Below are 25887 nucleotides of genomic sequence, written 5' to 3'. Positions count from 1 at the left end.
CGTTCAAAGGGTAAAAGCCTGATGATCGGCAACCGCGCGCTCGACCCAGCACTGCGCTTGCCCCAGGTAATGGGAGGGGTCGAGCAGCCGCTCCAGTTCATCCGCGGACAGCTGCGCGCTGACTTGCGGTTCGCTGTCGAGTACTTCACGTAAATGCACGCCCTGCTCTACGGCGCGGCGACAGCATTGCTCTATCAGGTGGTGGGCAGCATCGCGACCGATACGCTGGGCAAGAGCGATACTGACGGCCTCTGCCAGCACCAGCCCCTGGCTCAGCTGCAAGTTGTGCAGCATGCGCTCGGCATCGACTTCCAGCCAGGGAACCACCTGCAGCGCCTGTTGCAATGAGCCCGATACCAGGCAGCACAATTGCGGCAAGGTTTCCCATTCGGCATGCCAGAGCCCGAGGCTACGTTCATGTTCTTGTGGCATGGCGGCAAACATGGTCGACACCAGTCCCGGCGCACGGGTCGCCGCACCGATCATCACCGCTGCGCCAACCGGATTGCGCTTGTGCGGCATGGTCGAAGAACCACCCTTGCCCTGCGCAGTGGGTTCGAACACTTCCCCCACTTCGGTCTGCATCAGCAGGCTCAGATCCCGGCCGACCTTGCCCAGACTGCCGGCGATCATTCCCAGCAGGCTGGCAAATTCCACCAGGCGATCACGCTGGGTGTGCCAGGGCTGCTCGGGCAGGTTCAATTTCAGTTCAGTGGCCAGGGCTTGCGCCACAACAAAGGCTTGATCACCTAGCGCCGCCAAGCTGCCGGAGGCACCGCCAAACTGCAGGCAGAGCAAACGCGGCTTGATTTCAACCAGGCGTTGGCGATGACGGGTGATGGCGCCCAGCCAGCCAGCGATCTTCATACCGAGGGTCACCGGCGTTGCCTGTTGCAACCACGTACGTCCGACCATCGGCGTGCCCGCATAACGCAGCGCCTGCTGCGCAAGCACGTCGGCCAGTTGCGCCATATCGCCTTCCAACAACTCGATGGCTGCACGCAATTGCAACACCAGGCCGCTGTCCATCGCGTCCTGGCTGGTCGCGCCCAGGTGTACGTAACGTTCAGCCGCCGGATTTTGCCCCGCCACCTCCTTGCCCAGCGCCTTGACCAAGGGAATCGCCGAGTTGCCCGCGCTGCCAATGGCAATGGCCAACGCATCGAAATCGTAGCGTTCGGCGCGACAGGCCGCGACGATATCCGCCACCACTTCGGGGGGAATGAGCTTGATGCCGGCTTCGGCGCGGGCCAGCGCGGCTTCGAAATCCAGCATGCCCTGCACCCGGCCCCGGTCGGAAAAAATCTCGCGCATGGCCGACTGTGTGAAATAGCTATCGAAGAGTTGATTGGTGGGTCTATTCACGCCATTACTCCAGAATTCAGAAATCAGTCAGGTCATCTCAGGTGGCGTCCGCATGGCTCACCAGCCCCTTGATCACGACCGCAACGGTGGCCAATGCCGCGGGCACCACCAAGGCGCTCAGCACCTGCTCGAAGTTCCACCCCAGCCCCAGTAATGTCGCCCCAGTCCAAGCACCGAGGATTGCCCCAAAACGGCCAACGCCGAGCATCCACGACACACCCGTGGCGCGCCCCTGGGTCGGATAAAAACGCGCCGCCAGCGATGGCATCGCCGATTGTGCGCCGTTGATGCACATACCCGCCAACAGCACCAGGGTCGCAAGCAAGGTGACATTGCCCAGGCTCTGCCCGACCAGCCAGACAAAGACGCCAGCCAACAGGTAGGTGATGCCGATGACCTTGTGTGGATTGAACTTGTCCATCGCCCAGCCCACACCCACTGCACTGAGCACGCCACCGAACTGGAACAATGCACCGATGAACGCCGACTGCTCCATGCTCGCGCCGCTGTCACGCATCAGGGTTGGCAGCCAACTGGTCAACAGGTAAACGATCACCAACCCCATGAAGTAGGTGAGCCAGAGCAACAAGGTGCCGACGCTGTAAGTACCGGAGAAAATCACTTTCAGCACATTGCGGCTTTGCACCACGCCCTGCTCCGGCACGCTGAAGCCCGCCGCCGAGGCGACCTCCTGCGGGGCGATCGGTGCCAGAACCTGGCGAATCCGCTTTACGCTGTGATTACGCACCACCAGAAAGCGCGCCGACTCCGGTAGCCAGAGCAACAGCACCACGGACAACACCAATGGCAAGATCCCGCCGAGCATCAACAGGCTGTGCCAGCCCAGCAACGGAATCATCTTCGCCGAGATGAATCCGCCACACGCCATTCCCAGGTTGAAACCGCAGAACATGCTGGTCACCAGCAGTGACTTGAGTCGATCCGGGGTGTATTCGGACAGCAATGTGGTGGCGTTGGGCATCGCTGCGCCCAACCCCAGGCCGGTCAGCAGACGCAAAGCCAGCAACTGCTCGACGTTGTTGCTGTAGGCCGAGAGCAAGCTGAACAAGCCGAACAGAAACACCGAGACCACCAGCACCACTTTGCGCCCGAAACGGTCCGCCAGTGGCCCGGAACCCAGGGCGCCGAAGACCATGCCAATCAATGCCGCACTCATCACCGGCCCCAGGCTGGCGCGATCAATGCCCCAGTCCTGGCTCAGCGCCGGTGCGATAAAGCCCATGGCGGCCGTGTCCAGACCATCCAGGAACACGATCAGAAAGCACAGCAAGACGATCCGCCATTGGTAGGTGGAGAGTGCCTTGGTGTTGATCAACGCCTCGACATCGAGCGTGCCGGCCACCGGCGCAGGTACGGAGACAGTCATGCAAAATTTCCTTTATTTTTATTAGACGCTTGGAAAACCGGTACAGCGCACGCAGGCTTGCAACCCTAGAAGTCGAAGAACACTGTTTCCGCCTCACCTTGGACACGAATGTCAAAGCGGTAGGCCAGCTTGCCGTCAACGGTGCAACGCTTGGCGATCAAGCTTTCCCGACGTTGCGGCTGCTCGATCAGGTTAAGTACCGGGTCGCGGGAATTGGCCTCGGCCTCATCGTCGAAGTACAGGCGGGTCTGCAAGTGAATGTTGATGCCACGGGCAAACAACGACAGATTGATATGCGCCGCCATGGGCACACCGGCTGCGTTGCGAACGACGCCCGGCTTGATGGTATGCAACCGCCACTCGCCGACATCCGTGGTGGCGGTCCGGCCAAAACTATTGAAGGGGTTTTCAAGGTTGTATTCGACCTCGTACACACCCTCGTGGTTGGCCTGCCAAAACTCCAGGAACGAGTCACGGATCAGGTGGCCATTGCCGTCATAGACATTGCCCAGCAGCAGAATATGCTCGCCCGGGGCTCCGGGTTTGGCCATCTCGTTCCAGATTTCCTGCTCGCGGGGTGGATTGCCAGCCGCCTCCAGCGCCAGGCCGATATGCACGTAAGGGCCAGCCGTTTGCGAAGGGGTTTCTGGTAAAAGTTGAACGGGCATGCGCGAGCCTCCTCAGCAGTTTTCGAAATGGGTCTGGCGTTGACCGCGCAAAACGATATCAAAGCGATAAGCCAGGCAGTCCATCGGATTGGCCATGCTCATGTCGAGCTTGGCGATCAAGCTCTGCACCGCATCCGGATTGGCGATCGACTTGACGATCGGGCACATGGGGATCAGCGGGTCGCCTTCAAAGTACAGCTGAGTGATCAAGCGGGTCGCAATGGACGGGCCACTGATCGAGAAGTGAATATGCGCAGGCCGCCAGTCATTGGGGCCGTTGCGCCATGGGTACGGGCCAGGTTTGACCGTGCGGAAACTGTAGTTGCCGTCGCGGTCGGTCAAGGCCCGGCCAACGCCACCAAAATTCGGATCGATGGCTGCCAGGTAGCTGTCTTTCTTGTGCCGGTAGCGACCACCGGCATTGGCTTGCCACATCTCGACCAGGGTATGGGGGATCGGCTTGCCGTATTGGTCACAGACCCGTCCGGCGACGATGATGCGTTCGCCGACGGGAAGCCCACCGTGGTTGAAGTTGAGCAGCAGATCGTTATCGTGCTGGCCCATTTTCAGGTGGGAAAAGTCCGGCCCGGTGGTTTCCGAGAGAGACTGAGGAATGCTGACCAGGGCCTGCCGGGGGGAACGCAAGATCGAGGTTTTGTAATCCGGGGTCAGGGCCTTGGGATGCCAATTGCGGTCACGAATGACGAAGCGGGCATTGTCCGCATCAGACATATCAGTCTCCTTGATTGTTATGGGTAACGGCTGATAGGCAACAGCCTGTCGCCCAGTCTCTCCTGGCAAGAGCTGATCCAAAACTGAAAAAACAGCCGCTATCCATATCCAAATGGTTATGGATAGCGTCCCTCGCGATACTCCTCCCCCACTTCGCGCAGTACCTCCACGCACCATTGGGTCGCCAGGGGCATGTGCAGCGCGGGGTTGCTGCACATGCCAACCGAGCCGCCCGGTTCACGAATGCCCAAATCCAATTCGACCAATGCACCGCGGCTCAGGTCTTGCCTGACGGCATCCAACGGCGCGACCCAGACCGCCTCACTGCACTCCACGTAACGCCGACTCAGGGTCAGCGACAAGGTTTCAAGACGCCGGCGCGGCGGGCTGATGTCGTGCTGCACAAACAGGCTGTCGGCGAACTTGCGGATCGTCGTCCCGGCCAATGGCAGTACCAGCGGATAGTCTTCAAGACTTTGGTGACCGTGGGGATCGCTCAGCAGCGGATGGCCGCTACGCACCACCAGGGTCATGGATTCGCTGTACAGGTGCTCGAATGCCAGGCCAAGAATCTGTGGGCTATCGGTCATCCGCCCGACCACCAGATCCAACTCACCGACGCGCAGTTGCGACAGCAGGTACGCGCTGGGTCCGGTCACCACGCTCACGACCAAGGCCGGATGGCGGGCGTGCAAGCGGCAGATGACTTCCGGTACCAGCAGGCTTTCCACTGTGGACAGCACCCCGAGCCTTGCGGTGATCGGCGCATGTTCACCAGAACGCAGGTTATTGACCCCTTCGCGCAGGGCTTGCACGCTCGGTCCGGCATAGCGCAGAAAAGCCACCCCAGCGTCGGTCAGCGCGGCGCCACTCTTGCTGCGTGTGAACAAGCGGGTGGCCAGCAAGGTTTCCAGTTCCTTGAGGGTTTTGGAAAGCGCTGGCTGGCTGATTGCCAATTTATCCGAGGCACGGGCCAGGCTTCCCTGGCGCGCTACTTCGAGAAAACACAGCAAATGACGAAATTTTATCCGGGTATCGATATTCACCGCAGTTGGCTGCCTTGCAGGTCTGGCATCCGCTAACGCGGGATGCGAAATTGTTTCGGTGACTGCCCGGTTCCGCGTTTGAAGAAGCGCGAGAAGTAGGCAGGCTCGGAAAAGCCCAGGCTGTCCGACACCTGATTGACGGTCATCGCCGTATACACCAGATTGCGCTTGGCTTCGAGCAGCAGTCGCTGGTTGATCATCGCCAATGCCGATTGCCCACACAAGCGCCGACACAGGGCATTGAGGTGAGCAGCGCTGATCCCCAGCGCCGTCGCATAGTGCTCGATGGGCAGGTGCTCGCGAAAGCGTAACTCCAAGGCTCGGGTAAACCCCTGCAGATGCTCTCGACCACGCTCACGGAGTTTGGTGTCGGGCGGTGAAAGCGCCAGGCTGCGACGACTGAGCCAGACAACCAGCAACGTGATCAACGAGTGCAACATAGGATCGCGGCCAGGTTGGTCCTGGCTATATTCCCGACTGATCGCGGCGAACAGCGTGTCCAGGTAAGCAGACTCAGGACCTGGCAAATAACAGCCCGGGGTATTCAGCGCCGTGCTGTCCAGCGCAGCGCCGAGCTGCTCGACCAAGGGCACGGCCAGAGTAATGACATGGCCCTGGATATCCTCGGAAAACCTGAAGGCGTGCACACTCAATGCGGGTACCACCTGTAACGCCGGGCCTTGAACTTGCGTGCTCAGGTCTTCGACTTCCAGTACCGCCTGTCCCGCCTGCACATACAACAGCTGGACCAGATCGCTGTGCCAGTGCGGTTTTATTTCCCAACTGTGCAGCTGACTGCGCTCTGGAATGGACTCGCAATGCAGCAGATCGGGAGTCGGCCAGACCGTGGTCTCACCATAGAGTTTGAACACTGGAACAGACATGGCAGAAGATTTCACGTTTCCCCCCAATGGCGACGATCCACGAAAAGTCCATGGATCTTGCCGGATAGTGCCTTCTTATCGGTACTTTAGTCATCAAAAATACAGGAGACAAAAATAACAGCGTTCTGTAAGGCGTAACGCCTTCAGCCGCACAGACAGGACTACAACAATGAAAACTCAAGTCGCCATCATCGGCGCCGGCCCCTCCGGCTTGCTGCTCGGTCAATTGCTGCATCGCGCCGGCATCGACAACGTCATCATCGAACGCAAGAACCCGCCGTACATCCTTTCGCGTATCCGTGCGGGTGTGCTGGAGCAAGGCATGGTCGATCTGTTGCGCGAGGCTGGCGTCAGTGAACGCATGGATGCCAATGGCCTGGTACACGACGGTTTCGAACTGGCCTTCGATGGACGTTGTGAACACATTGACCTCAAACAGCTGACCGGCGGCAAGACCGTGATGATCTACGGTCAGACCGAAGTCACCCGTGACTTGATGGAGGCCCGCGTTGGCGCCGGTGCCACGACCGTCTACGACGCCGAGAACGTGCAACCTCACGGCATGAAGAGTGACAGCCCTTACGTCACCTTTGAGCGTAACGGCGAGATCGTCCGCCTGGACTGCGATTACATTGCCGGTTGCGACGGTTTCCATGGCGTCTCGCGACAGTCAATACCGGCAGACACCCTGAAGGTGTTCGAGCGCGTCTATCCCTTTGGCTGGCTCGGTATCCTCGCCGACACCCCACCCGTCCACGAGGAGCTGGTCTACGCCAACCATGAGCGCGGCTTCGCCCTGTGCAGCATGCGCTCGAAAACTCGCACCCGTTATTACGTGCAAGTGGGAACCGAGGAAAAACTCGAGGACTGGCCCGATGAGCGCTTCTGGGGCGAACTCAAACTGCGCCTGCCCGCGCACCTCGCCGACCAGTTGGTGACCGGCCCCTCCATTGAAAAAAGTATCGCGCCGCTGCGCAGTTTCGTCGTCGAACCCATGCAATATGGCCGCCTGTTCCTGCTCGGTGATGCGGCTCACATCGTCCCGCCGACCGGTGCCAAGGGCCTGAATCTCGCCGCCAGCGATGTCAGCACGCTGTATCGAATTTTGCTCAAGGTCTATGGCGAGGGTCGCACCGATCTGCTGGAGAAATACTCGCAGATCTGCCTGCGCCGAGTGTGGAAAGCCGAGCGTTTTTCCTGGTGGATGACCTCGCTGCTACACCGGTTCCCAGACACCGACGCCTTTGGCCTGCGCATGCAGCAAACCGAGCTCGACTACTTCGTTAGTTCGCCCGCCGGGCGCCAGAGCATTGCCGAGAATTACGTCGGCCTGCCCTACGAAGCCATAGAGTAATGGGCAAGTCGTGACCTGAGCCCGGTGCTCAGGTCAATGTGCAGGAAACACCACACCGACCTGCTCGGCATACTGCAACCATGCAGCCTTGAGCCGTTGCACCGTCTCGGGCCGGGAGGCAGCCAGGTCGGTGGTTTCGCCGCGATCCTGCGCCACATCGAACAATTGCCATTGCAGCGCCTGCGCGTTATCGCCAAAGCCTGCCTGGGGTCGCATACCCAACAGCTTGAGATTTCCCTCGCGGTAATAAGCGTTGCCAAACAGCTCTGCGGCCAGGCTATGGTTGCTGTGCGCGCTGCCCTTGCCGGCGAGCATTGGCAGCATGGATTTGCCGGTAATCGGGTGTTTAGCGCTATCGCTCGGCAATGCGATACCGGCCATTTCCAGAAACGTCGGCGCTATGTCATCCACTCGCGCAACGCCACGTTCCACACCCTGACGACGCAGTGTCTTGGGCAACTGGACAATCGCCGGGACGCTGATCCCACCTTCTGCGGTGGTGCCTTTGAACAGATGGAACGGTGCCGCGCTGACTTCAGCCCAGCGCAGGCCATAGTCAATCTGTGAGCCTTTTTTTCCGAGGTTGGCCAAGCTATTGTCGGTGTGCGCGCCCAACGCAGAGAACTGAGTGTGGTTTTCGCCTGCTGCGCCGTTGTCCGACATAAACACAATCAGCGTGTTGTCGTACTGCCCGCTCTGGCGCAGGTAGTCGATCAAGCGGCCAATGTTATGGTCGAGGTTATCGACCATGGCGGCGTAGATTTCCATTTTCCGTGCTTCGACTCGTTGTTGTTCAGGACTCAGTTGCTCCCACACAGGCAGCTTGGGGTTCGCCGGCAACGGCTGCGCAGGCTGGGCATCGCTCGCCATGAGGCCGAGGCTTTTCATCCGTTGAATGCGGGCCAGACGCACGCTGTCGTACCCCCGATCAAACCGCCCACGGTATTTGTCCAGATATTCCCTGGTGGCTTGCAGCGGCCAGTGCGGCGAAGTGAAAGCCGCGTAGGCGAAAAACGGTTTCCCGTCTTTTTGGCTGTTTTGCAGGTAACCGATCAACTTGTCGGTGTAGAAATCCGTGGAGTAGAAGTTATCCGGCAGCGCCACGGCCTTGCCATTTTCGCGGTAGTGCACTTGTTCAAGCTTGCTTGGGTCGACACTGGACGGCTTGAAGTGCGAGGCACCGCCCTCCAGTAGGGTGAACGATTGCCCGAATCCGCGCTGATCCGGTCCTTGATCCGGCTCTAGCCCCAGGTGCCACTTACCAACCATCAGCGTGCTGTAGCCGCCTTGTTTCAGCAGCTCGGCAATCGAATACGAGCGCTGGTTCAGATACCCCTCGTAACCCGGCTTGCCGCGTTGAAACGGTTGCAAGGCTTCAGCCATGGTGCCGAGTCCGGCCAGGTGGTTGTCGGTACCGGACATCAGCATCGAACGCGTGATCGAACAGGTCGGCGCGGCGTACATGTTAGTGAACTGCAAACCCTCCCTGGCCAGTTGATCCAGGGTTGGCGTGCTGATTTCACCGCCATAGCTGCCCAGGTCCGAGTAACCCAGGTCATCAGCCACGATCAACAGGATATTGGGCTGCGCCGGATCAGCACTGGCCGCCACGGCCAGACTGCTGCCCAGGACCAGAACGGTCGTGCGTAAGGTTTGAGGCAGACGCAAAAGAGCCATGTTTTTTCTCTTGTTATGTTTGACCGAGGGCTTTTTCTGCTTTTCCCGCAGGCGCCCTACTCTTCGAATATCGCCACCGCGCGAACAAAACCCGCCGATGCATGCTTGATCTTGTAGGGGAAACACGACACCACGAATCCACTGGCCGGCAGGGATTGCAGGTTGGCGAGCTTTTCCATTTGCCCATAACCGATATCGCGCCCGGCCTTGTGCCCTTCCCAAATAATCGAGGCATCACCGTTGGCGGCAAAACGCTCACGGGTGTACTTGAACGGTGCATCCCAACTCCAGGCATCGGTGCCGACGACCCGCACGCCACGCTCCAGCAAATACATCGTGGCTTCGCGACCGATTCCGACACCGGCATCCAGATAACCCGGTTGACCGAACAAGGCGCCGGCACGGGTGTTGATCAGTACGATTTCCAGAGGCTGCAATTGATGGCCGATTCGCGCCAGCTCGGCTTCGATCTCGCCGGCAGTCACCACATGACCATCGGCCAGATGTCGAAAATCCAGCTTCACACCCGGCTGTAGACACCAATCGAGCGGCAGCTCATCAATACCAAAAGCCGGCTGGCCGCCATCGGTGGTCGAAGCGTAATGCCAGGGCGCATCCATGTGTGTGCCGCTGTGGGTGGTGATGTGCAATCGTTCGGCTGCCCAGGATTCGTTGCCCGGCATCTGCTCAAGTTGCAGGCCCGGAAACATCGCGGCCATTTCCGGCCAGCCTTGCTGGTGATCCATGTAATCGATCTTGGGCAGCAACGGTGGTGGATCGGTGTAGGGGTTGTTGTCGAGGGTGACCGAGAGGTCCACGAGACGACGTTTGGATTTAGTTGGCTGCGACATGCAAGGTGTCTCCGGTCAGTGGCAAGGGTCGACGGGGCGAAGGATTCAGGGCGTTGCGCACCAGCGTGGCGGCGTTGCGGTCATGGTTGAAGCCGGCGGCGCGTGCCAGTGGTGTTTTTAATGGCGGCATACAGGCGAACAATGCTTGCAGGCGGGCGTCGGGTGCATAGCTGATCAATGCGCGGCGCTCCTGGCCGTAACGATCGGCCAATGCGTCGACCACCTGGGCGATCGACAGATGCAATACCGGCAACTGCCACACCCGTTGCGCCCCAAGTAAGCCGCTGTCCAGTTCTGCAGCGTGGATCAGGTTGCTCACGCAACAACGGGCTGACATCCACCATGCCGTCGCCTCGGGAGATACCGGGCAGCAATAGGCTTCACCTTCAGCGAAGGCCCGCATCAGATCGCTCATGAATGCAGAACGCAGTCCATTGGGCTCGCGGGGCCGAGCGACGATGCCCGGCAAGCGCAACACCCGTCCATCGACATCGCCGCGCCTGGCAAGATCGCTTATGGCACTTTCCACCATGGCTTTGTGGGCGCCATAGGACAACTCGGGATGCAGTTCGGCAGTCTCGCTCATTCGCGCCGGGAGGTCGCCGCCGTACACCGCAACGCTGCTGGCATACACCAGCACCGGTGGCTGATTTACGTTACGCAGTTGGTTGAGCAATTCCAGGCTGGCCAACAGGTTGACCTGATAGCCGAGTTCGTAATGCTCTTCCGCCGCGCCACCTGGAACACTGACCAAATGGAACACCACATCAACGCCGTCGGCCAATACCCGCCGCATCAAGGCCGGGTCGGTCACGCTACCGAAATGACGCCGAAGACGCTTGTCCTCCGGCAAGGCCTGCAAGTCTTTATCCAGCACCAGCAACGAGCCAATGGCCCGCCCGCGCAAGCTGCCCTGCGCCAGCAGGCAACGCACCAGCTCTCGCCCGACAAAACCATTGGCACCGGTAATCAACACACGCATAGGGCGCCCCTCAGCCTTGGGCCTGAACAACACATTGATCGATTGCACCGAACAGCGACTGGCCATCGCTGCCTGTGACATCCATGTGCACGCGGTCGCCAAACCGCATGTAACCTGTGTGGGCGGCGCCATGCTCAATCATCTCGATGGCGCGACGCTCGGCAATGCACGCCGACCCCGCACTTCTTCCAGCATTGGAGACCGTACCGGAGCCAATCAACGTCCCCGCTCGCAGCCTGCGGGTGAGCGCAGCGTGAGCGATCAACTGGCCGAAACTGAAGTTCATCTGCCCGCCATGGGGATGACCAAACCATTGGCCGTTCCAGTGCACCTGCAAAGGCAAATGCACTCGACCGTCATGCCAGGCATCGCCCAGTTCGTCCGGGGTAATGGCCAGCGGCGCGAAGCTGGAGGACGGCTTGGCCTGCAAGAACCCAAAACCTGTACTCATTTCACGGGGGGCCAAGGCGCGCAAACTGACGTCGTTGATTTGCAGGATCAGCTTGATGTGTTGCAGCGCCTGCCCCGCTGCGCAGCCCATGGGTACATCATCCACCAACACGACAAACTCACCTTCGAAGTCGATGCCCAGGCTCTCGCTGGGCAACGCGATATCGTCGCGTGCGCCAATGAAATCGTCGCCTGCCCCCTGGTACATCAGCGGCGTATGTTCGACGCCGTCGATTGGATCGAGGTTGAACGCTTTCTGCATCAAGGCGCCGTGACTGAGAAATGCCGAGCCATCGCACCATTGATAAGCGCGGGGCAATGGAGCCATGGCCTGGCTTGGGTCAAAAACAAAGGCATCCGCCGCCTCGCCCGCATTCAACTGATTCGACAGCACCTGCAAGCGAGGCTGGCTGCTACTCCAGCTCTCGATCGCCTGTTGCAAGGTGGGCGCCACGGAGCCGGCATCCAAGGCCCAAGCGAGATCCCGCGAGACCACCACGAGTCGACCATCGCGACTACCGTTTTTCAGGGTGGCGAGTTTCATGCCGATGCTTCCTTGTCGTTGCTCAATTCAGCGCCATAGCGCCCGTCGAGGAGGATGAAGACCATGCGCGCCATCGCTTCGGTGCGATTGCTCCAGGCGTGATTGGTACCGCGTTGAACTACCACGTCGCCGCGTTTGAGATGCACCTCCTCTTCATCCAGGACCAGCCAGACTTCGCCTTCGGTGACGATGCCGTAGTCGAGCGTTTCGGTGCGGTGCATCAACTTGTGTTTGGAGTCGCGTTGGCCGGTGCCTGCTTGGGACTCGCCGATTTCGGCGAACACCGCCGCTGCATCTTCAGCGCTGACCTGGTCCTGCACGCTGTCCGGTGGAATGTCCACCACCCGGATGACACTGCCCTGGGCCCCGGGGCTCAGTTGCAGAGGCTTGCTGCTGGGGTCAGCGGCGTTGTCGAGCAAAACCGGGCTGGTGCTGCTGTTCCACAGCTCATAAAACACCGTACCTGGCACCGCTGATAGCGCGAACACGTTCGGCGTGGGTCCGTTGCTGGCGACGATGGCCTGGCCATGCGGATCGTGACCGGTGACCACTCGTTTGAATTCAGGAAGCGCTTGCATGGACAATCCTCGTTCAGTTTCCGTCGCCGATGGTCGTGCCACCGGGTACAGCATTTGCGTCGTGCAACAGACCGCCGAGCCTGGGTACGGCCAGGCAAAACAGCGCGACCAGCAGTTGCAACCCACCGACAATGGCCAACGCCTGGGGTAGCTCGGTGGCGACACCTCGGCTCAGGCCCAGAACCACCAGGGGGCTGATAAATTCGCCGGCAAAGATCGCGGCAGTGAAACACCCCGCCGCCCGCCCACGCTGATGGAAATTGACTTGCGCCATAATCCAGGTGATCAGTGTTGGCAGCATCAAGCCGATGCCCAGTCCATTGATCGTCACTGCGACCACAACCTGCAGATGGCTCGCGGCACCCGCCATCAACAACCCGCCGACGCCCGCCAACACGTAGGCAATCAGCAGCATGTGCTGCCCACGCATGCCACTGAACAAACGAAAACTCAGCGCCCCGACGAGCACGCCCAGCTGGTTGGCGCCCATGGTCATACCGATTTGTTGAGGAGCATCCACGTGCAGCAGGTTGAGCAAGTAACCGGCCTGCACCGGCACGATAAACAGGCTCAAACCTGCCAACAGCGACAGCACATACATGGGCGTGAGCGCACGCCACGGAAACTTCCCGGTCGGCACCGACTGTGTGGGTTGCTCGGGTTGTGTGCGGGCTTGCGGTTCCCACAATTTCCAGGCCATCAGCGGCAGGAAAATCAAACCCACGGCATACAACGAAAATGGCGTACGCCAGTCGTTTTGCCCCAGAAAGCCACCCAACGCGATGAACACCGCAGCCGACAACGACGTGGCGACCATCTGCAAGGCAAACAGACGCTCGCGCCTGGCGCCGCTGTAGTAGTCGCCCATCAGTGTGGTGCAGCAGGTCATGATGCCCGCCTCGGCCAAGCCAATGCCCGCTCGGCTGAGCACGATGGCCTGCAGTGAGTCGAGCCACAGCGGCAGCACGCCGCAGATCACGTACAGCAGCATGCTTGCCAGCAACAACGGCTTGCGCCCAAGGCGATCGGCGATCAGCCCGGCGAATGGCGCCAGCACTGCGATCACCAACGCTGGCAACGTCAGAACGATGGGAACCAGCACGGCGCTGCCCTCCACGCCGGCAAAATGCGCCTGCATCCGTGGCAGCACCGGGGCCAGCAACACCGCGCCCAACACCGGCAGGCAGCTGCCCAGCAGGAGCAATAGCGATTGCATCGATCCGGCTTGGCGCTCGGGTTTTACGAAGGTATCAGCGACCATGACAAAGCTCCTTGATGCGCAAGGGCTGAATGTCCACGTCCACCGCCGCCTCAGCACCCACCACGTGAGTCACCGACCTCGGCACAACGGCACCCTGCGGCTGGTTCCGCGCAGGTAACAGAAAGTACGCCAGCGCCGGCAGCAACACCAAGGCACCGACCATGTTCCAGACAAACATGAAGGCCAACAGCACACCCATGTCGGCCTGAAACTTGATGGGTGAAAACGTCCAGGTCGCCACGCCGATAGCCAGGGTGATACCGGTCAGCATCACCACCTTGCCGGTGGAAACCAGTGCACGGTAATACGCTTCGGACAGGCTCGCCCCTTGGCGCAGATGGCCCAACAGAATGCTCATCACGTACAACGCATAATCGACGCCGATACCGACGCCCAGGGCGATGACCGGCAGCGTGGCGACTTTCACACCGATGTTCAGCCAGACCATCAAGGCTTCGCAGAGGATGGACGTGAGCATCAGCGGAATCACCGCACACAGCGTCGCGCGCCAGGAACGGAAGGTAATCAGGCACAGCACAATGACCGCGCCGTAGACCCAGACGAGCATCTCGCGGTTGGCTTGTTTGACCACAATGTTGGTGGCCGCTTCGATCCCAGCGTTTCCGGCCGCCAACAGAAATTGCACTTCGTCTGTATTGTTCTCGGCAGCGAACTGCTCGACGTGCTCCACCAGACGGGTCAGCGTTTCGGCCTTGTGGTCGGTGAGATAGGCATAAAGGGTCAACAGACTGCAGTCTTCGTTGTACAACCCGCGCGGTGCGCTGGCGGTGATCATGTTGAGCATCGCCTGGTTGTTCTGCAGCTCGTACCATTTTGGGTTGCCTTCACTGAGCCCGACCAGCATGCGCCGGTTGAGCAACGCCAGCGAGTTGGTCGAGTCCACGCCCGGCAAGGCACGCAGTTGCCAGTCCAGCGCATCGACTTTGGCCAGGATGTCGTAGCGTGCACAGCTGCTGGCTGGGGTTTTCACCATCACCGCAAACAGGTCACTGCTGGCACCGTAATGACGGGTCAGGAAGGCATCGTCCTGGTTGTAACGCGAGTCTGCACGCAGTTCCGGCGCACCGGCATCCAGGTCACCAATTTTCAGTTGCAAGCTGACCAAAAAGCCCACGGCTGCCAACGCAAGGCTGATGGCGATACACAGGCTGGCCCAACGACGATGGGTGAACAGATCCAGAAAACGCCAGAACCCATGGCGGGTCTGACCGCTTTGCTCGGCCTGCTCGCTCTTCAGGCTCAGTTGGGCGGCACGCGGTGAAACACCAACATAAGAGAGCAAAACCGGCAGCAGGATCAAGTTGGTGAAAATCAACACGGCCACGCCAATGCTGGCGATTACCGCAAGGTCTTGAATCACCTGGATCTTGATCAGCATCAGCACCGCGAACCCCACGGCATCGCACAGCAGCGCTGTCAGCCCCGCCAGGAACAGGCGTCGGAAGGTAAATCGTGCGGCCACCACCCGGTGCATGCCACGCCCGATGTCCTGCATGATGCCGTTCATTTTCTGCGCGCCGTGGCTCATGCCGATGGCAAACACGAGAAACGGCACAAGCACCGAATACGGGTCCAACTGGTAGTTCAGCAATGGCAGCAACCCAAGCTGCCAGACCACCGCCACCAGCGAGCACAGCACCACCAGCACCGTGCTGCGCAGGCAGCGGGTGTACCAGAACAGCACAGCGGTGGTGATCAGGATCGCGACGGCGAAGAACAGCAGAATCTGCTTCAGGCCGGCAATAAGATCGCCGACTTTTTTCGCGAAACCGGTGATGCGAATATCAATGTTGTCACTTTGGTAGGTGCTGCGCAGGGTTTCCAATTGCTCGGACAAGACCGAGTAATCCAGCGGTTTACCATCAGCGGTGCTCGCCAGCAACGGCACATAAATGATGCTGGAGGTCTGGTCCAGGGCCACCAGTTGCCCCAGTTCGTTGGAGCGCTGCACATTGCGGCGCAAGGCATCCAGGTTGGCGACGGTGCCGCTGTAGTCGTCCGGTATCACCGGCCCGCCGTCGAGGCCGTCTTCGGTCACGGCGACCCAGCGCGTGGCCGGTGTCCAAAGTGACTTCATGTATGCCCGGTCGACACCCGGCAGAAGGTAGAGTCGGTCGCTCAGGGCCTGCAGGGTCTTGAGGTACTCGGCGTCATAGATATCGCCTTGCCTGTTCGCAACCACGATGCGCAGGGCGTTGCCCAATCCCGTGAGCTGTTTCTGATGCTCAAGGTAGTTGGCAATGTAGGGTTGCTGTGTGGGGATCATTTTTTCGAAGCTGGCATTGAGCTCGATACGGGTGGCTTGATAACCCAGCACCAGCGTCGTCAGTACACACACCAGCAGAACCCACAGGCGGTGATTAAACAGCGTGCGTTCGACCACTGAACCGGAGCGTGGATCGAAATTCGCCAGGCTAGCCGTGGCGTTGTCGAAAGACTTCATAACCTCACTCCGAAGCGCTAGTGGTTGACGGCGATACGCGCGTCAATCCAGTAAAACCAGCCAGCGTCAGGCTGCCATCGGCGGCCTGGATAACACTGGAGACGGGCTTGCCGAGCGGTTTGCCGAAGGGCTTGAGCATTGCGCCGGGCTGACTGTTGGTGCGAAACAAGGCGCCGCTCTGGTTAACCAGCAGCAACTGGCCGTCGTCGGTGCGAATGGCATCGCTGAAAGACACCGGCATCGAGACCGGCGCAAGTTTGAAACTGTCGCCCAGGTCACTGGAGACAAACGCATTGCCCTTTAACCCAGCCACCAGCAAGACGCCGTCATCGCGCATTTGTAGGGTGAAAAAGCTGCCCGCATAGGGGCTTTGCAATGGCGCGAACGATTTGCCGGCATCGTCCGAACGCGCGAGGTATCCCTGCTCGCCGGCCAGGAACCAGTGCTCTCCTTGCTGAGCGATGGCGGACAGATGGGCGCCCATCGGGTTATCGATGTTGCCCATGAGCGATTGCCAGGTTGTGCCGCCATCGAGAGTGCGCAAGGCCAGACCGTACGCCCCCACGATCAGACCGCGCTGGGCGTCCACGAAGTGCACGGCCAGAAACGGCTTGTCAGCACCCTCATCGACCAGGCGCTCGGCTGTTTGGACCCGCGCCGCGGCAGCCTCCTGGTCATTGGCCAACGGCAGTTGCCGGCGAGCGTCTGCCAGCTCTAGCTGTGCCGCTCGCAGTCCATCCAGTTGCGTAACCCAATGCTCACCCGCGTCATGCGAGACCAAGACCACACCCGCATGCCCGACTGCCCAACCCGTATGGGCGTCGACAAACTGCACGGCCGTGAGGCTGACCGACACCGGCACTTGCGCTTGACGCCAGCTGACACCGTTGTCATCGGAAAGCAGCACGATGCCCCGCTCGCCCACCGCCACCAGCCGCGCACCTGCACGGGCCAAGTCCAGCAACACCGCGGATTTTGCTTGTGGGGCCTGCATTGCCGGCGTAGCGAGCGCGTCGCCCACCGCCGCGGCGTGCGCCTGACTCAACGGCAACGCCATAAGACACATCAGCCGACCGACCACCTGACAGATTCTGTTCATTGCGACCTCGACAACCCTTGTGAAACCGAATCACGGTTGGTAAACCGCGATCCGGCCTTGCTCAACGAACCCCGGCACCCGCCATCGCCGCCGGTGAAAACTCGGAGGCCTTGTAGCGATCCACCATGCCGTACTGCTCAGGCTGGCCGGTGTAGACGTTCTGGATAAACCAGGCGCCGGAGGTCAGGTCGTAGAAACCCGAGGACAATTGCGCTTGCGCAGGCAGGTCCGGAAGTACCGCCGGCAACGACCACAGCGTCTTGGCCAATTGGCCGTTGGCATCCCAGCGGTCGCCCAACATGGCTTGCCAAGTGTCCTCATCGAGGTAGTAACGGCCCTTCGGCAATTGGTGACGTTTGCCCGGTGCCAGGTCCGCTTCCACGACCCACACCCGGTGTAGCTCCCAACGCACGTAATCCGGGTTCATGTGGTGAGCGAGGAACAGGTCTTCAGGTTTGGCGGCGGCTTGCACCTTGTTGGTGTTGTAGGGGATGTACATCTCCTGCTTGCCGATCAGCTTCCAGTCGAAGCGGTCCATGCGGCCCTGGAACACACTCAATTCGTCAAACGACATGACCCCGGCTGTCGCCGGTGTCGGCGTATCGCAGCAGGCATTGGGCAGCTTGCGCACACGGCGCTGACCGGTCAGGTAAACGTGCGCCTGGGACAGGTCGCCGTTGATGTTGGTGCGGCCCATGATCTGCTCGCCAGCGCGCAATGGTGGGCCGACGTTGAGCAGCCGGAACAGCCAGTAGTCACCGGCAAACGACTCTGGTGTCCCTTCCTGGTAGTAATACGGCATCTCCTGAATGGCCTTGCCGTCGGTGGTCATCACCTGCTTGCCGTCGGCCGTCATCAGGTAATGCCGAAAATGCATCGACACCGAGGTCCCGCGCCAATTGAGCACGTGGTTCCACATGGCTTCGGCGCCGTTTTTCGGGATCGGAAACGGAATGCCGCCAAAAGCGCCTTCGGGAACCGGACCGGCGCTGCTCTCGACTAATTTGGCGCGGGTGGCGTTTTTCAGGGTGTTGTCATACACCCATTGCGGCGCGGCGGCGGTGCGCCGTGTCGGGTAAACGTCGATGCGATAAGTCTCGGGGAAACGCTTGAACATTTCCTTGGTGCCGTCGCTGAGCTTGCCAGCGTATTGCGCGAGGTTTTTCGAGGTAATGCTCAACAGCGGTTTGTCGGCAGCGAATGGATCGGAGCGCTTGCCGCCCTCCTTGTACGAAGGATCCACCTTGGTGTAACCACCGTCCCAGGCGGGAATGCTGCCGTCAGCGTTACCAGCGCGCTCGGCGCCGAACGGTGTCAGGTTCTTTGACAGTTTGGCCGCCTCTTCAGCCGTCGCCGCCAATGTCACTTGGCTGCAAATGGCCAGGCCGCCGAGCAGCGCCAGGCAAAGGGCTTTGAGCTTGAAGGCTGCGGTTTTCTTATTGTGGGTCATGCGCAAGTCCTCTTAAAACGTGGTCTTGACGGAAAAGGCCAGGTAGTCCCGGTCTTTGAGCGATTGCTTGTAATTGAACTGGCTGGCAGCGTTGAGGTTGGTGTCCTCGGCGCCGTAGTAATGCGTGTAGGTCAGGCCGGCGGTGACGCGATCCAGGTAGGTGGCGGTGATACCGATGTTCATATCGCCGCCTTTGTCCGGACCGAACGAGCTGACAACGGCCGATTTACCCAGCGGGAAGTAGCTGAGGCCAAGCGGAATGCTGATATCGATGCCGGAGAAAAACTGGCGGTAGGTCGGGGTGTAGACCACCTTGAACCCGAGACCGTCATCGGTAGCGTTGGGGTCAAGGGCGGCACGGTTTTTTGTGACGCTCAGCAGGCGGTTCCAGGCGATCTCACCGACCAGTCCCGACTCCCTGGCAAGGAAGTTCGGCCCGAATGAAGCCAGGACGTTTAGGTTGACGTGAGCGGTACGGCCCACTGCATACAGTGCATCGTCATCGTTGTCGGCGACGACACCCGGCAGGACGGTTTGCCCGTTGGAAACCAGCGGCATGTTCCAGCGCATCGAGGCTTCACCGGCGAAGCTGTATTCGTCGACCGTGGTGGAAAAACTGCCCCCAAAGGCGCGAATGTCCTCCGGGTACACCCAGTAGTACTCGCCGATCTGGCCGGTACTGAAGTTCGGCACACCGGTAGAGGGTTTGAGGTACAGCTTGGGGGTCTTGTCGTGATATTGAATCGCGTACAGGCCGTACTCGACCGTTTCCGCGCTGTATTTCAACTGCAGGCCGCCCTGCCCTGAACTTTTCGCTTCCTTGTCGTTGCCATGGAAGAACGCCGCCGGACTGCTGGGATTGCCACCGAGGAACGCAGGAAACGGCGCCCCTACGATCAAGCGTTCATTGCCTTCACCAATGGTGTCGCTGGTGGAGAAATAACTACCGGCACCCGGCAGGCGTGTCTCCTCCCACTCCAACTGGTAGAAGGCGCCGAGCGACACATCGTCGGTCAGCTGGAAGGTACCCGACAGCTGATTGACCGGCCGGGTGATTTCCTTGAACTGGGTGTTGGGAACGGACTGCGCTTTCACCACGTCGACCGGCGCCATGCCACCGGCAATGCCGTTGGCGCCGAAGAACAGGCTCTCGCCCCAGATCAACCCGTGGCGGCCGACACGCACGGACGTGGAATGATCAGCCAGCTCGCCGTTCCAGTACACGAACGCATCGAGCAATTCGCCGTCGCCGCCATGCAGGTGGCGGGTGTCGTCGGTGAATTCGTCATAGCCCACGGAACGCGCGTTGGCCCGCGCCGGATCGTCGTTATCGTTGTCGTGCTGGTAGGCGGTGTCGTACCAGGCGGCTCCACTGAGGCGCGCGCCGACGTTTTTGAACGACATATCCAGCTCGGAGAGGATGTCCGTGCGGTTGGAAATCAGACCCTTTTTGAACGCCCGATCGCCATCGTCCTGGTTGAGTGCCACCTGGCCCTCGGTCAGCTTGCTGCTGGGATTCTGGGTGCGCCAGGCGGCGCTGTACTTCACGGTGTTATCCCAGCGCAGGTTGAAATCCGGATTGCCGGTATCCACCGAAAAGGCATGGGCGGCCTGGCTGCACAGCACCAACGCCGCGGCCAAACTGAAACCAAAGGGTGCAGACGTGCAGACCCGGCGGCGCGCAAGCGTCGCAGTCGTGGAACTAACCATCGCGTTAACCTCTTGTTTTTATAGTGGTAACTGCTGTGGGTGACGGCCCTGTCGAATCAGATCGGCTCAGCCGTGCGCGCAAGCATCTGCTTGACCAGGCCGATGCGGTCGAAGTCCCGGTCGTGCTGCATTTCCTTGTCGCCGGCCAGCACCGAGCTTTCGCTGATGTACTTGCAGCGCTCGAAACGGCGCGTCATGAAGCGTTGAAGCTGCTGCTCGACGCTGCCGTCGCGGGTCAGCTCTTCGCTGAGCACGATGGCATCTTCAATTGCCATGCCGGCCCCTTGCCCGAGGTGCGGCGTAGTCGCGTGCGCGGCGTCACCGATCAGCAGAACGCGACCGCGGTACCAGGGCTCGTCGACGAAGACCACTTCCATTGGCTTGTAAACCACTTGGCTGCTGTCGGTGATCTGTTCACGCAATTGGCCGATGAGGCCGGTGAAGCCTTGCAAGCGCTGCCGCATCTGTTCGGCCAGCGTCGCGGGGTCCATCCGCGGATTGGACGGTTCATGGGAGGTGAGGAACAGGTACATCAAGTCGCCGGCCAGCGGTACCAGGCCGGCGTTGCCTTCGGCGCTCTGGTAGTTGGCGAGGTGATCGATTTGCGGATCACGCGCGAAGTTGTAGCGCCACACCGATTGGCCGGTGAAGCGCGGCGTGTAGGTGTCGCCGAGCAGCAAATCTCGAACCTTGGAGAACAGGCCGTCAGCTCCAACCACCAGGTCGTAGGCGGCGCTGCTGGCATCGGTGAACAGCACTTCCACGCTGTCGCCATTGTCGTTCAGGGATTCAACGCTAAGCCCCAAACGGACCTTGGCGCCCAGCTCCAGCGCCGTTTCACTGAGGACTTTGTGCAGCGCCAGACGCGAGATGCCGACGTTGGCCGGGTACGCAGGCCCTGCCAGGCGCTGGCCCGGGATGCGCGCCAGCTGCTGACCCGCCGGGCCGTAGATCGCGACGTCTTCAAAGGCATACGCCGCATCGAGATAACCGTCAAGCACACCCAGCTTGGCCATTTCGCGGACCACGTTGCTTTGCTGGATGATCCCGACACCGTAAACGGTCCATTCTGACTTGAGTTCGACCAGATCGACCTCAATGCCCTTGCGTCGTAGGGCTATGGCCGCACACAAGCCACCAATACCACCGCCCACGATCAGAACTTTGTTCACTGCACTCATGGCTTACTCACTTTTTATTCTTGTGATTCGATGCAGCGCCGGGCACTGCGTCGGTAGGTCCAGCTTCCGGTCAAAACAAGGATTTGACTAATCGCGTGTAGGGATGCGATGTATCGCCAAACGCAATACCTCAATCGCCCCTGAGCACGCTGTTGTTACAGGCCTTCCAGCACCACCCAGCCGGCCTCCTGGTGCCAAGGCAAGGCGTCCAGTTTTTGGCCCAGGCACGGGCCGTAGACACATTCGCCAGTGCTCGGGAGGAACTGCGCACCGTGGGCGTAACAGACAATCAACTGCCCATCAGCCGACAAGAACCGGTCCTTGCGGTACTCCAGGCGCACGTCCAGATGCGGGCAACTGTTGCGATAAATCCGCACCTGCCCCGCATGCAACAAGGCAAAAACACTGTCCTTGCCGCGCTGCAACGGATCGAATCCGCGTGCCTGTCCTTCCACCAGTTCATCCATCCGGCACAGGGGAAAATCGCTGCGGTCCATGGCAGATACCTACCGCGGCGGGCCGCCTGGCGCCCATTTTTCTTTCGAAGTGAACAGGAACAGCTGCGAGTTATCCGCCGACAGAGGGGCACGGCGCGCCTCCCAGGCGTCATCGTGCTTGTCCATGTCGGCGTCGTATTCGATGTGGCAGCCCAGCGGACTGTTGAAGTACCAGAACCAGTTGGAGCCAAACAGGTGACGGCCAGGGCCCCAAAAACTGGTCCAGCCTTTTTGCTCGAAGCGTGTACCGGCCAGCAACACTTCAGTGCCGCTGCCCATGTGGAAGGTGAAGTGCTCGCAGCCCTTCATGTGCGGCGGGGTCTGGATCATGAACAGGCAATGGTGATCATCGGAACCCGCCGGACGCATGAATGGCCCCGCCCCAATGAAGGTGTCAGTGGTTCTGAAACCCAGGCGGTCGGCGTAGAAGGCCTCGGCCTTGGCGGCATCGGGGACGAAATACACCACATGGGACAAGGTACGTGGCACCGCACGCATGTCGAGGGTAATGCCGGGTTGGTTGAGCGGACGCTGTGGCGCATGGCCGGCGGCGTTGGTCAAGTCATCCGGGGCGCTGTAGGACCTGCGAACAGTGACCTGGAATGCGATGGCAAACCCCATGTCGTCGAAGCTGTGCAGCAGACCGTTTTCACGGGTGACCTGACGATCGCGCGCCAACTCATCTTCGATTGCATCAAGGTCTGCCGCGCTGGCAACGCCGTAAATGGTTTCGCGAATCGACGGTGCCGGGCCGATGGCAACCGGCAGCGTTGGATCGTCCGCTCGACGAATGATCACAGACGTGCCGTCCAATGCTTCAAAACGCCCACCCGTGTTGTCGACGTCAACCGGCGTCAGGCCGTAATCACGCAGGCAATCGGTACAGGCTTGGATGTCATCGACGCCAAAGATCAGGGCATCAAGGCCAATGATGTTCATGGCTACCACTCCATTGAAATTAGTATCCGCAAACCGGCACCGACGGCTCGACAGGCCGTTGAGCGATGCAGGGAATCCGGTGGTGGTGTCGGCAAGAAGTCCGACTGCGGCGAAGATTGCCGTGCGGTTTGGCAGCTGACTAATCGCGAGTGGGGATGCGACCTATCCGAAAACGCGATACCTGAGTGCGCGGAACGGCAGCGCACAGGCGGGGTTGACGGGATGCTCAATTCACCGGAATGTATCGCGAAAATAAATACAAAAACGGACCTGCCCAATGCGTTTCAATCATCTGGATTTGAACCTGCTGGTCGCCCTCGATGTTTTGCTAGAAGAGCAGAACATCACCCGTGCCGCCGAACGCCTGCACATGACTCAGTCCGCCACCAGCGGTGTATTGGGACGCCTGCGTACTTATTTCGAAGACGAACTGCTGGTACAGGTGGGGCGTAAGATGCAGCCCACACCGTATGCCCAGGAACTGGCCAAACCCATCCGCGAGGTACTGTTGACGATCCAGTCGTCGATCACTGCCAAGCCGGTGTTCGACCCCACGACCAGCAAACGTCATTTCCGCCTCGTGACCTCGGACTACCTGATCAGCGTGCTGTTTGCCCAGGTGATTCAGAAGATTCACCAAGAGGCGCCCAACATCACTTTCGAGATGCTTGGCCCTGGCGACAATTCCGGTGAGTTACTGGTTCGCGGCGAGGTCGACCTGATGATCGTGCCTGAGCGTTACATCATTGACGGTCACCCTCACAAGCTGCTGTTTGAAGAGGAGCATGTCTGCGTGGTGTGGGACGGCAATACCCAGGTCGGCGACAGCCTGACCCTTGAGCAGTACATGGGCATGGGCCACGTTTCTGTCGGGTTCGGCCGTAGCCGGCACTTGAGCATCGAAGAGTGGTTCATGAACCAGTACGGTTTCAATCGGCGTATCGAGGTCATCACGAACGACTTCAACACCCTACCACAACTAGTCGTTGGCACCCAACGCATCGCCACCATGCACCAGCGTCTGGCGCGGTTGTATGCCGAACACCTGCCGCTGCGCATCCTCAATCCGCCGGTGAAGATACCGGTGATGCGCGAGGTCATGCTCTGGCACCGCAGCGTCGACGGCGACCCCATGCACCGCTGGCTGCGCGAACGCATTAGCGAATTCATCCAGCATCTTGAACACGATCATATCGCTGCTCGCGATACCTCCCATCCCGACTCACGATTGGCCAATTAGTCGGGGCGTCCTTACCTTGCCTTGTAAACGCCAAGGCAACCATAAGGACAACAACAATCATGTTCCGCTACTTCCCGACCAATTACGTGTGGAATCTCTCAGTCGACCTGGCCATCGAGATGGGTGCCCGGATGGGCGAAATTGAGGAGATGTGTGCACCGCTTCAGGAAGCCGCGCAGCAGCCTGACGCCGCTGGAACCAAAGCATTTCGCGAAACCTGGGCGAAGATGGCTGACAAGCTCTGCGGCCTGGCCGAAGAAGATGAAGGCCATGGACGACTGCTGTCCGCCGGCGAGAAGTACAGCCGCGCCGCCACTTACTACCTCACCTGCGAGCGCCTTCAAGCCCACGGGGCCCCTGGTCGTACAGCGCTTTACCAGCGCTTCCTTCAGACATTCAAACGCGGTATCGAACTGTCACGGGAGAACTGCGAGCGCGTTGAAATCCCCTACGAGGGCAAACATATTTCCGGCTTGCTGGTGCGTGCCGAAGGCGTGACCGGCCCAGCGCCGATCCTGGTGCAGGTCAATGGACTGGACTCGACCAAAGAAATGAAATATCGCGTCGGACTGCCGGGGTGGTTGGCAAAACGCGGAGTGTCATCGTTGATTATCGACCAACCCGGAACGGGTGAAGCACTGCGCTTGCATAACCTGATTGCCCGATATGACAGCGAGCATTGGGCCAGCCGCGTGGTCGACTGGCTGCAAACCCGAAGTGACGTTGATGCCCAGCGTATCGGCCTGGAAGGCGTTTCACTCGGCGGTTATTACTGCCCGCGTGCGGTGGCGTTTGAACCACGGTTTGCCTGTGGTGTGGTGTGGGGCGCCAACCATGACTGGCGCGACGTGCAAAAACGCCGCCTGGAAAAAGAAGGTAGCTTCCCCGTCCCGCACTATTGGGCGCACGTGTGCTGGGTGTGGGGGGCAAAGGATATGGATGAGTTCATGACCATCGCCGAAAATGTGCACCTGGACGGCGTACTGGACCGCATCAAGGTTCCGTTCCTGGTCACCCACGGTGAAAAGGACTCGCAGATACCGCTCAAGTGGGCACAGCGTACTTACGAGCAACTGGTTAACAGCCCTAAACGTGAGCTTAAAATCTTCACCGAGCGCGAAGGCGGCGTACAGCATTCCAGCTTTGATAACAGCATCAACGCGGGTCATTACATCGCTGACTGGATTGCCGAAACCTTAGGCGGCCACACCGCTTAAAACGCTTGGCAAGACAACAAACGCCGGACAGCCCTGGGGCTCTCCGGCGTTTTTCGCATACCCCAGATACTCCGACTTGCCTTGCACCACCCCCGCGGTGTGTAAGTACACCCGATCGTCGGCGAACAACTGCGCGACACGCGAATAGTCTTCCTCTACCAATGCCCGGCGACGTGCTTGCTCAAGTGCCCGGAGTTCGGTTTTTTCGGTTGCGGTGGTCATCGGACCGCTATCGACGCCATCAATACGTGAGCATTGATACAAGTTGCTGGTGGCATCCAAGGCTCTGCCCTAGCTTCGCTTTGCATAAC

The 25887-nt window shown here is 60.0% G+C and carries 23 protein-coding genes; 3 read left to right on the top strand and 20 right to left on the bottom strand.

Annotated elements, in window-relative coordinates; genetic code table 11:
* Nucleotides 1-3: 3 nt before the first annotated feature.
* The 6 genes from PspS04_RS10860 to PspS04_RS10835 all read right to left on the bottom strand — a co-directional run bounded on the left by PspS04_RS10860 (nt 4) and on the right by PspS04_RS10835 (nt 6082).
* Nucleotides 4-1365, bottom strand: coding sequence for a 3-carboxy-cis,cis-muconate cycloisomerase (locus PspS04_RS10860; protein WP_159995154.1), 1362 nt, complete (start codon nt 1363-1365; stop codon nt 4-6).
* A gap of 37 nt (nt 1366-1402) precedes the next feature.
* Nucleotides 1403-2752, bottom strand: coding sequence for an MFS transporter (locus PspS04_RS10855; protein ID WP_159995152.1), 1350 nt, complete (start codon nt 2750-2752; stop codon nt 1403-1405).
* 65 nt (nt 2753-2817) lie between these two features.
* Nucleotides 2818-3420, bottom strand: coding sequence for a protocatechuate 3,4-dioxygenase subunit alpha (pcaG, locus tag PspS04_RS10850; protein WP_159995150.1), 603 nt, complete (start codon nt 3418-3420; stop codon nt 2818-2820).
* Between the two features lie 12 nt (nt 3421-3432).
* Complete coding sequence (gene pcaH / locus PspS04_RS10845; protein ID WP_095170115.1) at nt 3433-4152, bottom strand: protocatechuate 3,4-dioxygenase subunit beta; 720 nt, start codon at nt 4150-4152, stop codon at nt 3433-3435.
* Nucleotides 4153-4268: 116 nt separating this feature from the next.
* Entirely contained in the window at nt 4269-5198 is a 930-nt protein-coding gene (gene pcaQ / locus PspS04_RS10840; RefSeq protein WP_095170114.1) for a pca operon transcription factor PcaQ, read from the bottom strand.
* A 32-nt stretch (nt 5199-5230) separates the two neighbouring features.
* A complete protein-coding gene (locus tag PspS04_RS10835) occupies nt 5231-6082 on the bottom strand; it encodes a helix-turn-helix domain-containing protein (RefSeq protein ID WP_095170113.1) in 852 nt (283 codons plus the stop codon).
* A gap of 169 nt (nt 6083-6251) precedes the next feature.
* On the opposite strand from PspS04_RS10835, the gene pobA reads away from it, so the two are divergent.
* The gene (gene pobA, locus PspS04_RS10830) at nt 6252-7436 is read left to right on the top strand and encodes a 4-hydroxybenzoate 3-monooxygenase (RefSeq protein WP_095170112.1); all 1185 of its coding nucleotides are present in this window, start codon (nt 6252-6254) and stop codon (nt 7434-7436) included.
* A gap of 33 nt (nt 7437-7469) precedes the next feature.
* On the opposite strand, the gene PspS04_RS10825 is transcribed toward pobA, so the two are convergent.
* The 13 genes from PspS04_RS10825 to PspS04_RS10765 all read right to left on the bottom strand — a co-directional run bounded on the left by PspS04_RS10825 (nt 7470) and on the right by PspS04_RS10765 (nt 23119).
* Entirely contained in the window at nt 7470-9113 is a 1644-nt protein-coding gene (locus PspS04_RS10825; RefSeq protein WP_159995148.1) for an arylsulfatase, read from the bottom strand.
* A 56-nt stretch (nt 9114-9169) separates the two neighbouring features.
* Complete coding sequence (locus PspS04_RS10820; protein WP_159995146.1) at nt 9170-9964, bottom strand: cyclase family protein; 795 nt, start codon at nt 9962-9964, stop codon at nt 9170-9172.
* The gene (locus PspS04_RS10815; RefSeq protein WP_159995144.1) at nt 9948-10946 is read right to left on the bottom strand and encodes an NAD-dependent epimerase/dehydratase family protein; all 999 of its coding nucleotides are present in this window, start codon (nt 10944-10946) and stop codon (nt 9948-9950) included. Before PspS04_RS10815 ends, PspS04_RS10820 begins: the two co-directional genes overlap by 17 nt.
* A gap of 10 nt (nt 10947-10956) precedes the next feature.
* Nucleotides 10957-11940 (bottom strand): fumarylacetoacetate hydrolase family protein, encoded by a 984-nt coding sequence (locus PspS04_RS10810; protein ID WP_159995142.1) that lies wholly within the window; start codon nt 11938-11940, stop codon nt 10957-10959.
* Complete coding sequence (locus PspS04_RS10805) at nt 11937-12518, bottom strand: cupin domain-containing protein (protein ID WP_159995140.1); 582 nt, start codon at nt 12516-12518, stop codon at nt 11937-11939. The genes PspS04_RS10810 and PspS04_RS10805 overlap by 4 nt, the downstream gene beginning before the upstream one ends.
* A 13-nt stretch (nt 12519-12531) precedes the next feature.
* Nucleotides 12532-13779 carry an MFS transporter gene (locus tag PspS04_RS10800; protein ID WP_159995138.1) on the bottom strand — a complete coding sequence of 416 codons (1248 nt, stop codon included), beginning with the start codon at nt 13777-13779 and terminating at the stop codon, nt 12532-12534.
* Nucleotides 13769-16243, bottom strand: a complete 2475-nt coding sequence (locus PspS04_RS10795; RefSeq protein WP_159995136.1) for an efflux RND transporter permease subunit — start codon at nt 16241-16243, stop codon at nt 13769-13771. Before PspS04_RS10795 ends, PspS04_RS10800 begins: the two co-directional genes overlap by 11 nt.
* Before the next feature lie 4 nt (nt 16244-16247).
* Nucleotides 16248-17342, bottom strand: a complete 1095-nt coding sequence (locus PspS04_RS10790) for a YCF48-related protein (RefSeq protein WP_159995134.1) — start codon at nt 17340-17342, stop codon at nt 16248-16250.
* A gap of 61 nt (nt 17343-17403) precedes the next feature.
* Complete coding sequence (locus tag PspS04_RS10785; protein ID WP_159995132.1) at nt 17404-18792, bottom strand: DUF1329 domain-containing protein; 1389 nt, start codon at nt 18790-18792, stop codon at nt 17404-17406.
* 12 nt (nt 18793-18804) lie between these two features.
* Nucleotides 18805-20502, bottom strand: coding sequence for a DUF1302 domain-containing protein (locus PspS04_RS10780; protein ID WP_159995130.1), 1698 nt, complete (start codon nt 20500-20502; stop codon nt 18805-18807).
* Between the two features lie 56 nt (nt 20503-20558).
* A complete protein-coding gene (locus tag PspS04_RS10775; protein WP_159995128.1) occupies nt 20559-21683 on the bottom strand; it encodes an FAD-dependent oxidoreductase in 1125 nt (374 codons plus the stop codon).
* 155 nt (nt 21684-21838) lie between these two features.
* Complete coding sequence (locus PspS04_RS10770; RefSeq protein WP_159995126.1) at nt 21839-22180, bottom strand: Rieske (2Fe-2S) protein; 342 nt, start codon at nt 22178-22180, stop codon at nt 21839-21841.
* Nucleotides 22181-22189: 9 nt separating this feature from the next.
* Nucleotides 22190-23119: a VOC family protein gene (locus PspS04_RS10765; protein WP_159995124.1), complete on the bottom strand. Its 930-nt coding sequence runs from the start codon at nt 23117-23119 to the stop codon at nt 22190-22192.
* A 277-nt stretch (nt 23120-23396) separates the two neighbouring features.
* On the opposite strand from PspS04_RS10765, the gene PspS04_RS10760 reads away from it, so the two are divergent.
* Both PspS04_RS10760 and PspS04_RS10755 read left to right on the top strand, forming a co-directional pair.
* The gene (locus PspS04_RS10760) at nt 23397-24359 is read left to right on the top strand and encodes a LysR family transcriptional regulator (RefSeq protein WP_159995122.1); all 963 of its coding nucleotides are present in this window, start codon (nt 23397-23399) and stop codon (nt 24357-24359) included.
* Between the two features lie 59 nt (nt 24360-24418).
* Complete coding sequence (locus PspS04_RS10755) at nt 24419-25576, top strand: alpha/beta hydrolase family protein (protein ID WP_159995120.1); 1158 nt, start codon at nt 24419-24421, stop codon at nt 25574-25576.
* On the opposite strand, the gene PspS04_RS10750 is transcribed toward PspS04_RS10755, so the two are convergent.
* A complete protein-coding gene (locus tag PspS04_RS10750) occupies nt 25556-25858 on the bottom strand; it encodes a nuclear transport factor 2 family protein (protein ID WP_159995118.1) in 303 nt (100 codons plus the stop codon). The two genes, PspS04_RS10755 and PspS04_RS10750, sit on opposite strands and share 21 nt — an antisense overlap.
* Nucleotides 25859-25887: the final 29 nt, after the last annotated feature.

The organism is Pseudomonas sp. S04 (assembly GCF_009834545.1).
In the GTDB taxonomy this organism is placed as follows: domain Bacteria; phylum Pseudomonadota; class Gammaproteobacteria; order Pseudomonadales; family Pseudomonadaceae; genus Aquipseudomonas.
The sequence above is the reverse complement of the archived record's forward strand: the minus strand, read 5'-3'. Positions and strand labels throughout refer to the sequence as shown.

Coding starts and splice junctions, on each gene's coding strand:
- PspS04_RS10855 (WP_159995152.1), bottom strand. CDS start 2,752: ATGACTGTCTCCGTACCTGCGCCGGTGGCCGGCACGCTCGATGTCGAG.
- pcaG (WP_159995150.1), bottom strand. CDS start 3,420: ATGCCCGTTCAACTTTTACCAGAAACCCCTTCGCAAACGGCTGGCCCT.
- pcaH (WP_095170115.1), bottom strand. CDS start 4,152: ATGTCTGATGCGGACAATGCCCGCTTCGTCATTCGTGACCGCAATTGG.
- PspS04_RS10835 (WP_095170113.1), bottom strand. CDS start 6,082: ATGTCTGTTCCAGTGTTCAAACTCTATGGTGAGACCACGGTCTGGCCG.
- pobA (WP_095170112.1), top strand. CDS start 6,252: ATGAAAACTCAAGTCGCCATCATCGGCGCCGGCCCCTCCGGCTTGCTG.
- PspS04_RS10825 (WP_159995148.1), bottom strand. CDS start 9,113: ATGGCTCTTTTGCGTCTGCCTCAAACCTTACGCACGACCGTTCTGGTC.
- PspS04_RS10820 (WP_159995146.1), bottom strand. CDS start 9,964: ATGTCGCAGCCAACTAAATCCAAACGTCGTCTCGTGGACCTCTCGGTC.
- PspS04_RS10815 (WP_159995144.1), bottom strand. CDS start 10,946: ATGCGTGTGTTGATTACCGGTGCCAATGGTTTTGTCGGGCGAGAGCTG.
- PspS04_RS10810 (WP_159995142.1), bottom strand. CDS start 11,940: ATGAAACTCGCCACCCTGAAAAACGGTAGTCGCGATGGTCGACTCGTG.
- PspS04_RS10805 (WP_159995140.1), bottom strand. CDS start 12,518: ATGCAAGCGCTTCCTGAATTCAAACGAGTGGTCACCGGTCACGATCCG.
- PspS04_RS10800 (WP_159995138.1), bottom strand. CDS start 13,779: ATGGTCGCTGATACCTTCGTAAAACCCGAGCGCCAAGCCGGATCGATG.
- PspS04_RS10795 (WP_159995136.1), bottom strand. CDS start 16,243: ATGAAGTCTTTCGACAACGCCACGGCTAGCCTGGCGAATTTCGATCCA.
- PspS04_RS10790 (WP_159995134.1), bottom strand. CDS start 17,342: ATGAACAGAATCTGTCAGGTGGTCGGTCGGCTGATGTGTCTTATGGCG.
- PspS04_RS10785 (WP_159995132.1), bottom strand. CDS start 18,792: ATGACCCACAATAAGAAAACCGCAGCCTTCAAGCTCAAAGCCCTTTGC.
- PspS04_RS10780 (WP_159995130.1), bottom strand. CDS start 20,502: ATGGTTAGTTCCACGACTGCGACGCTTGCGCGCCGCCGGGTCTGCACG.
- PspS04_RS10775 (WP_159995128.1), bottom strand. CDS start 21,683: ATGAGTGCAGTGAACAAAGTTCTGATCGTGGGCGGTGGTATTGGTGGC.
- PspS04_RS10770 (WP_159995126.1), bottom strand. CDS start 22,180: ATGGACCGCAGCGATTTTCCCCTGTGCCGGATGGATGAACTGGTGGAA.
- PspS04_RS10765 (WP_159995124.1), bottom strand. CDS start 23,119: ATGAACATCATTGGCCTTGATGCCCTGATCTTTGGCGTCGATGACATC.
- PspS04_RS10760 (WP_159995122.1), top strand. CDS start 23,397: ATGCGTTTCAATCATCTGGATTTGAACCTGCTGGTCGCCCTCGATGTT.
- PspS04_RS10755 (WP_159995120.1), top strand. CDS start 24,419: ATGTTCCGCTACTTCCCGACCAATTACGTGTGGAATCTCTCAGTCGAC.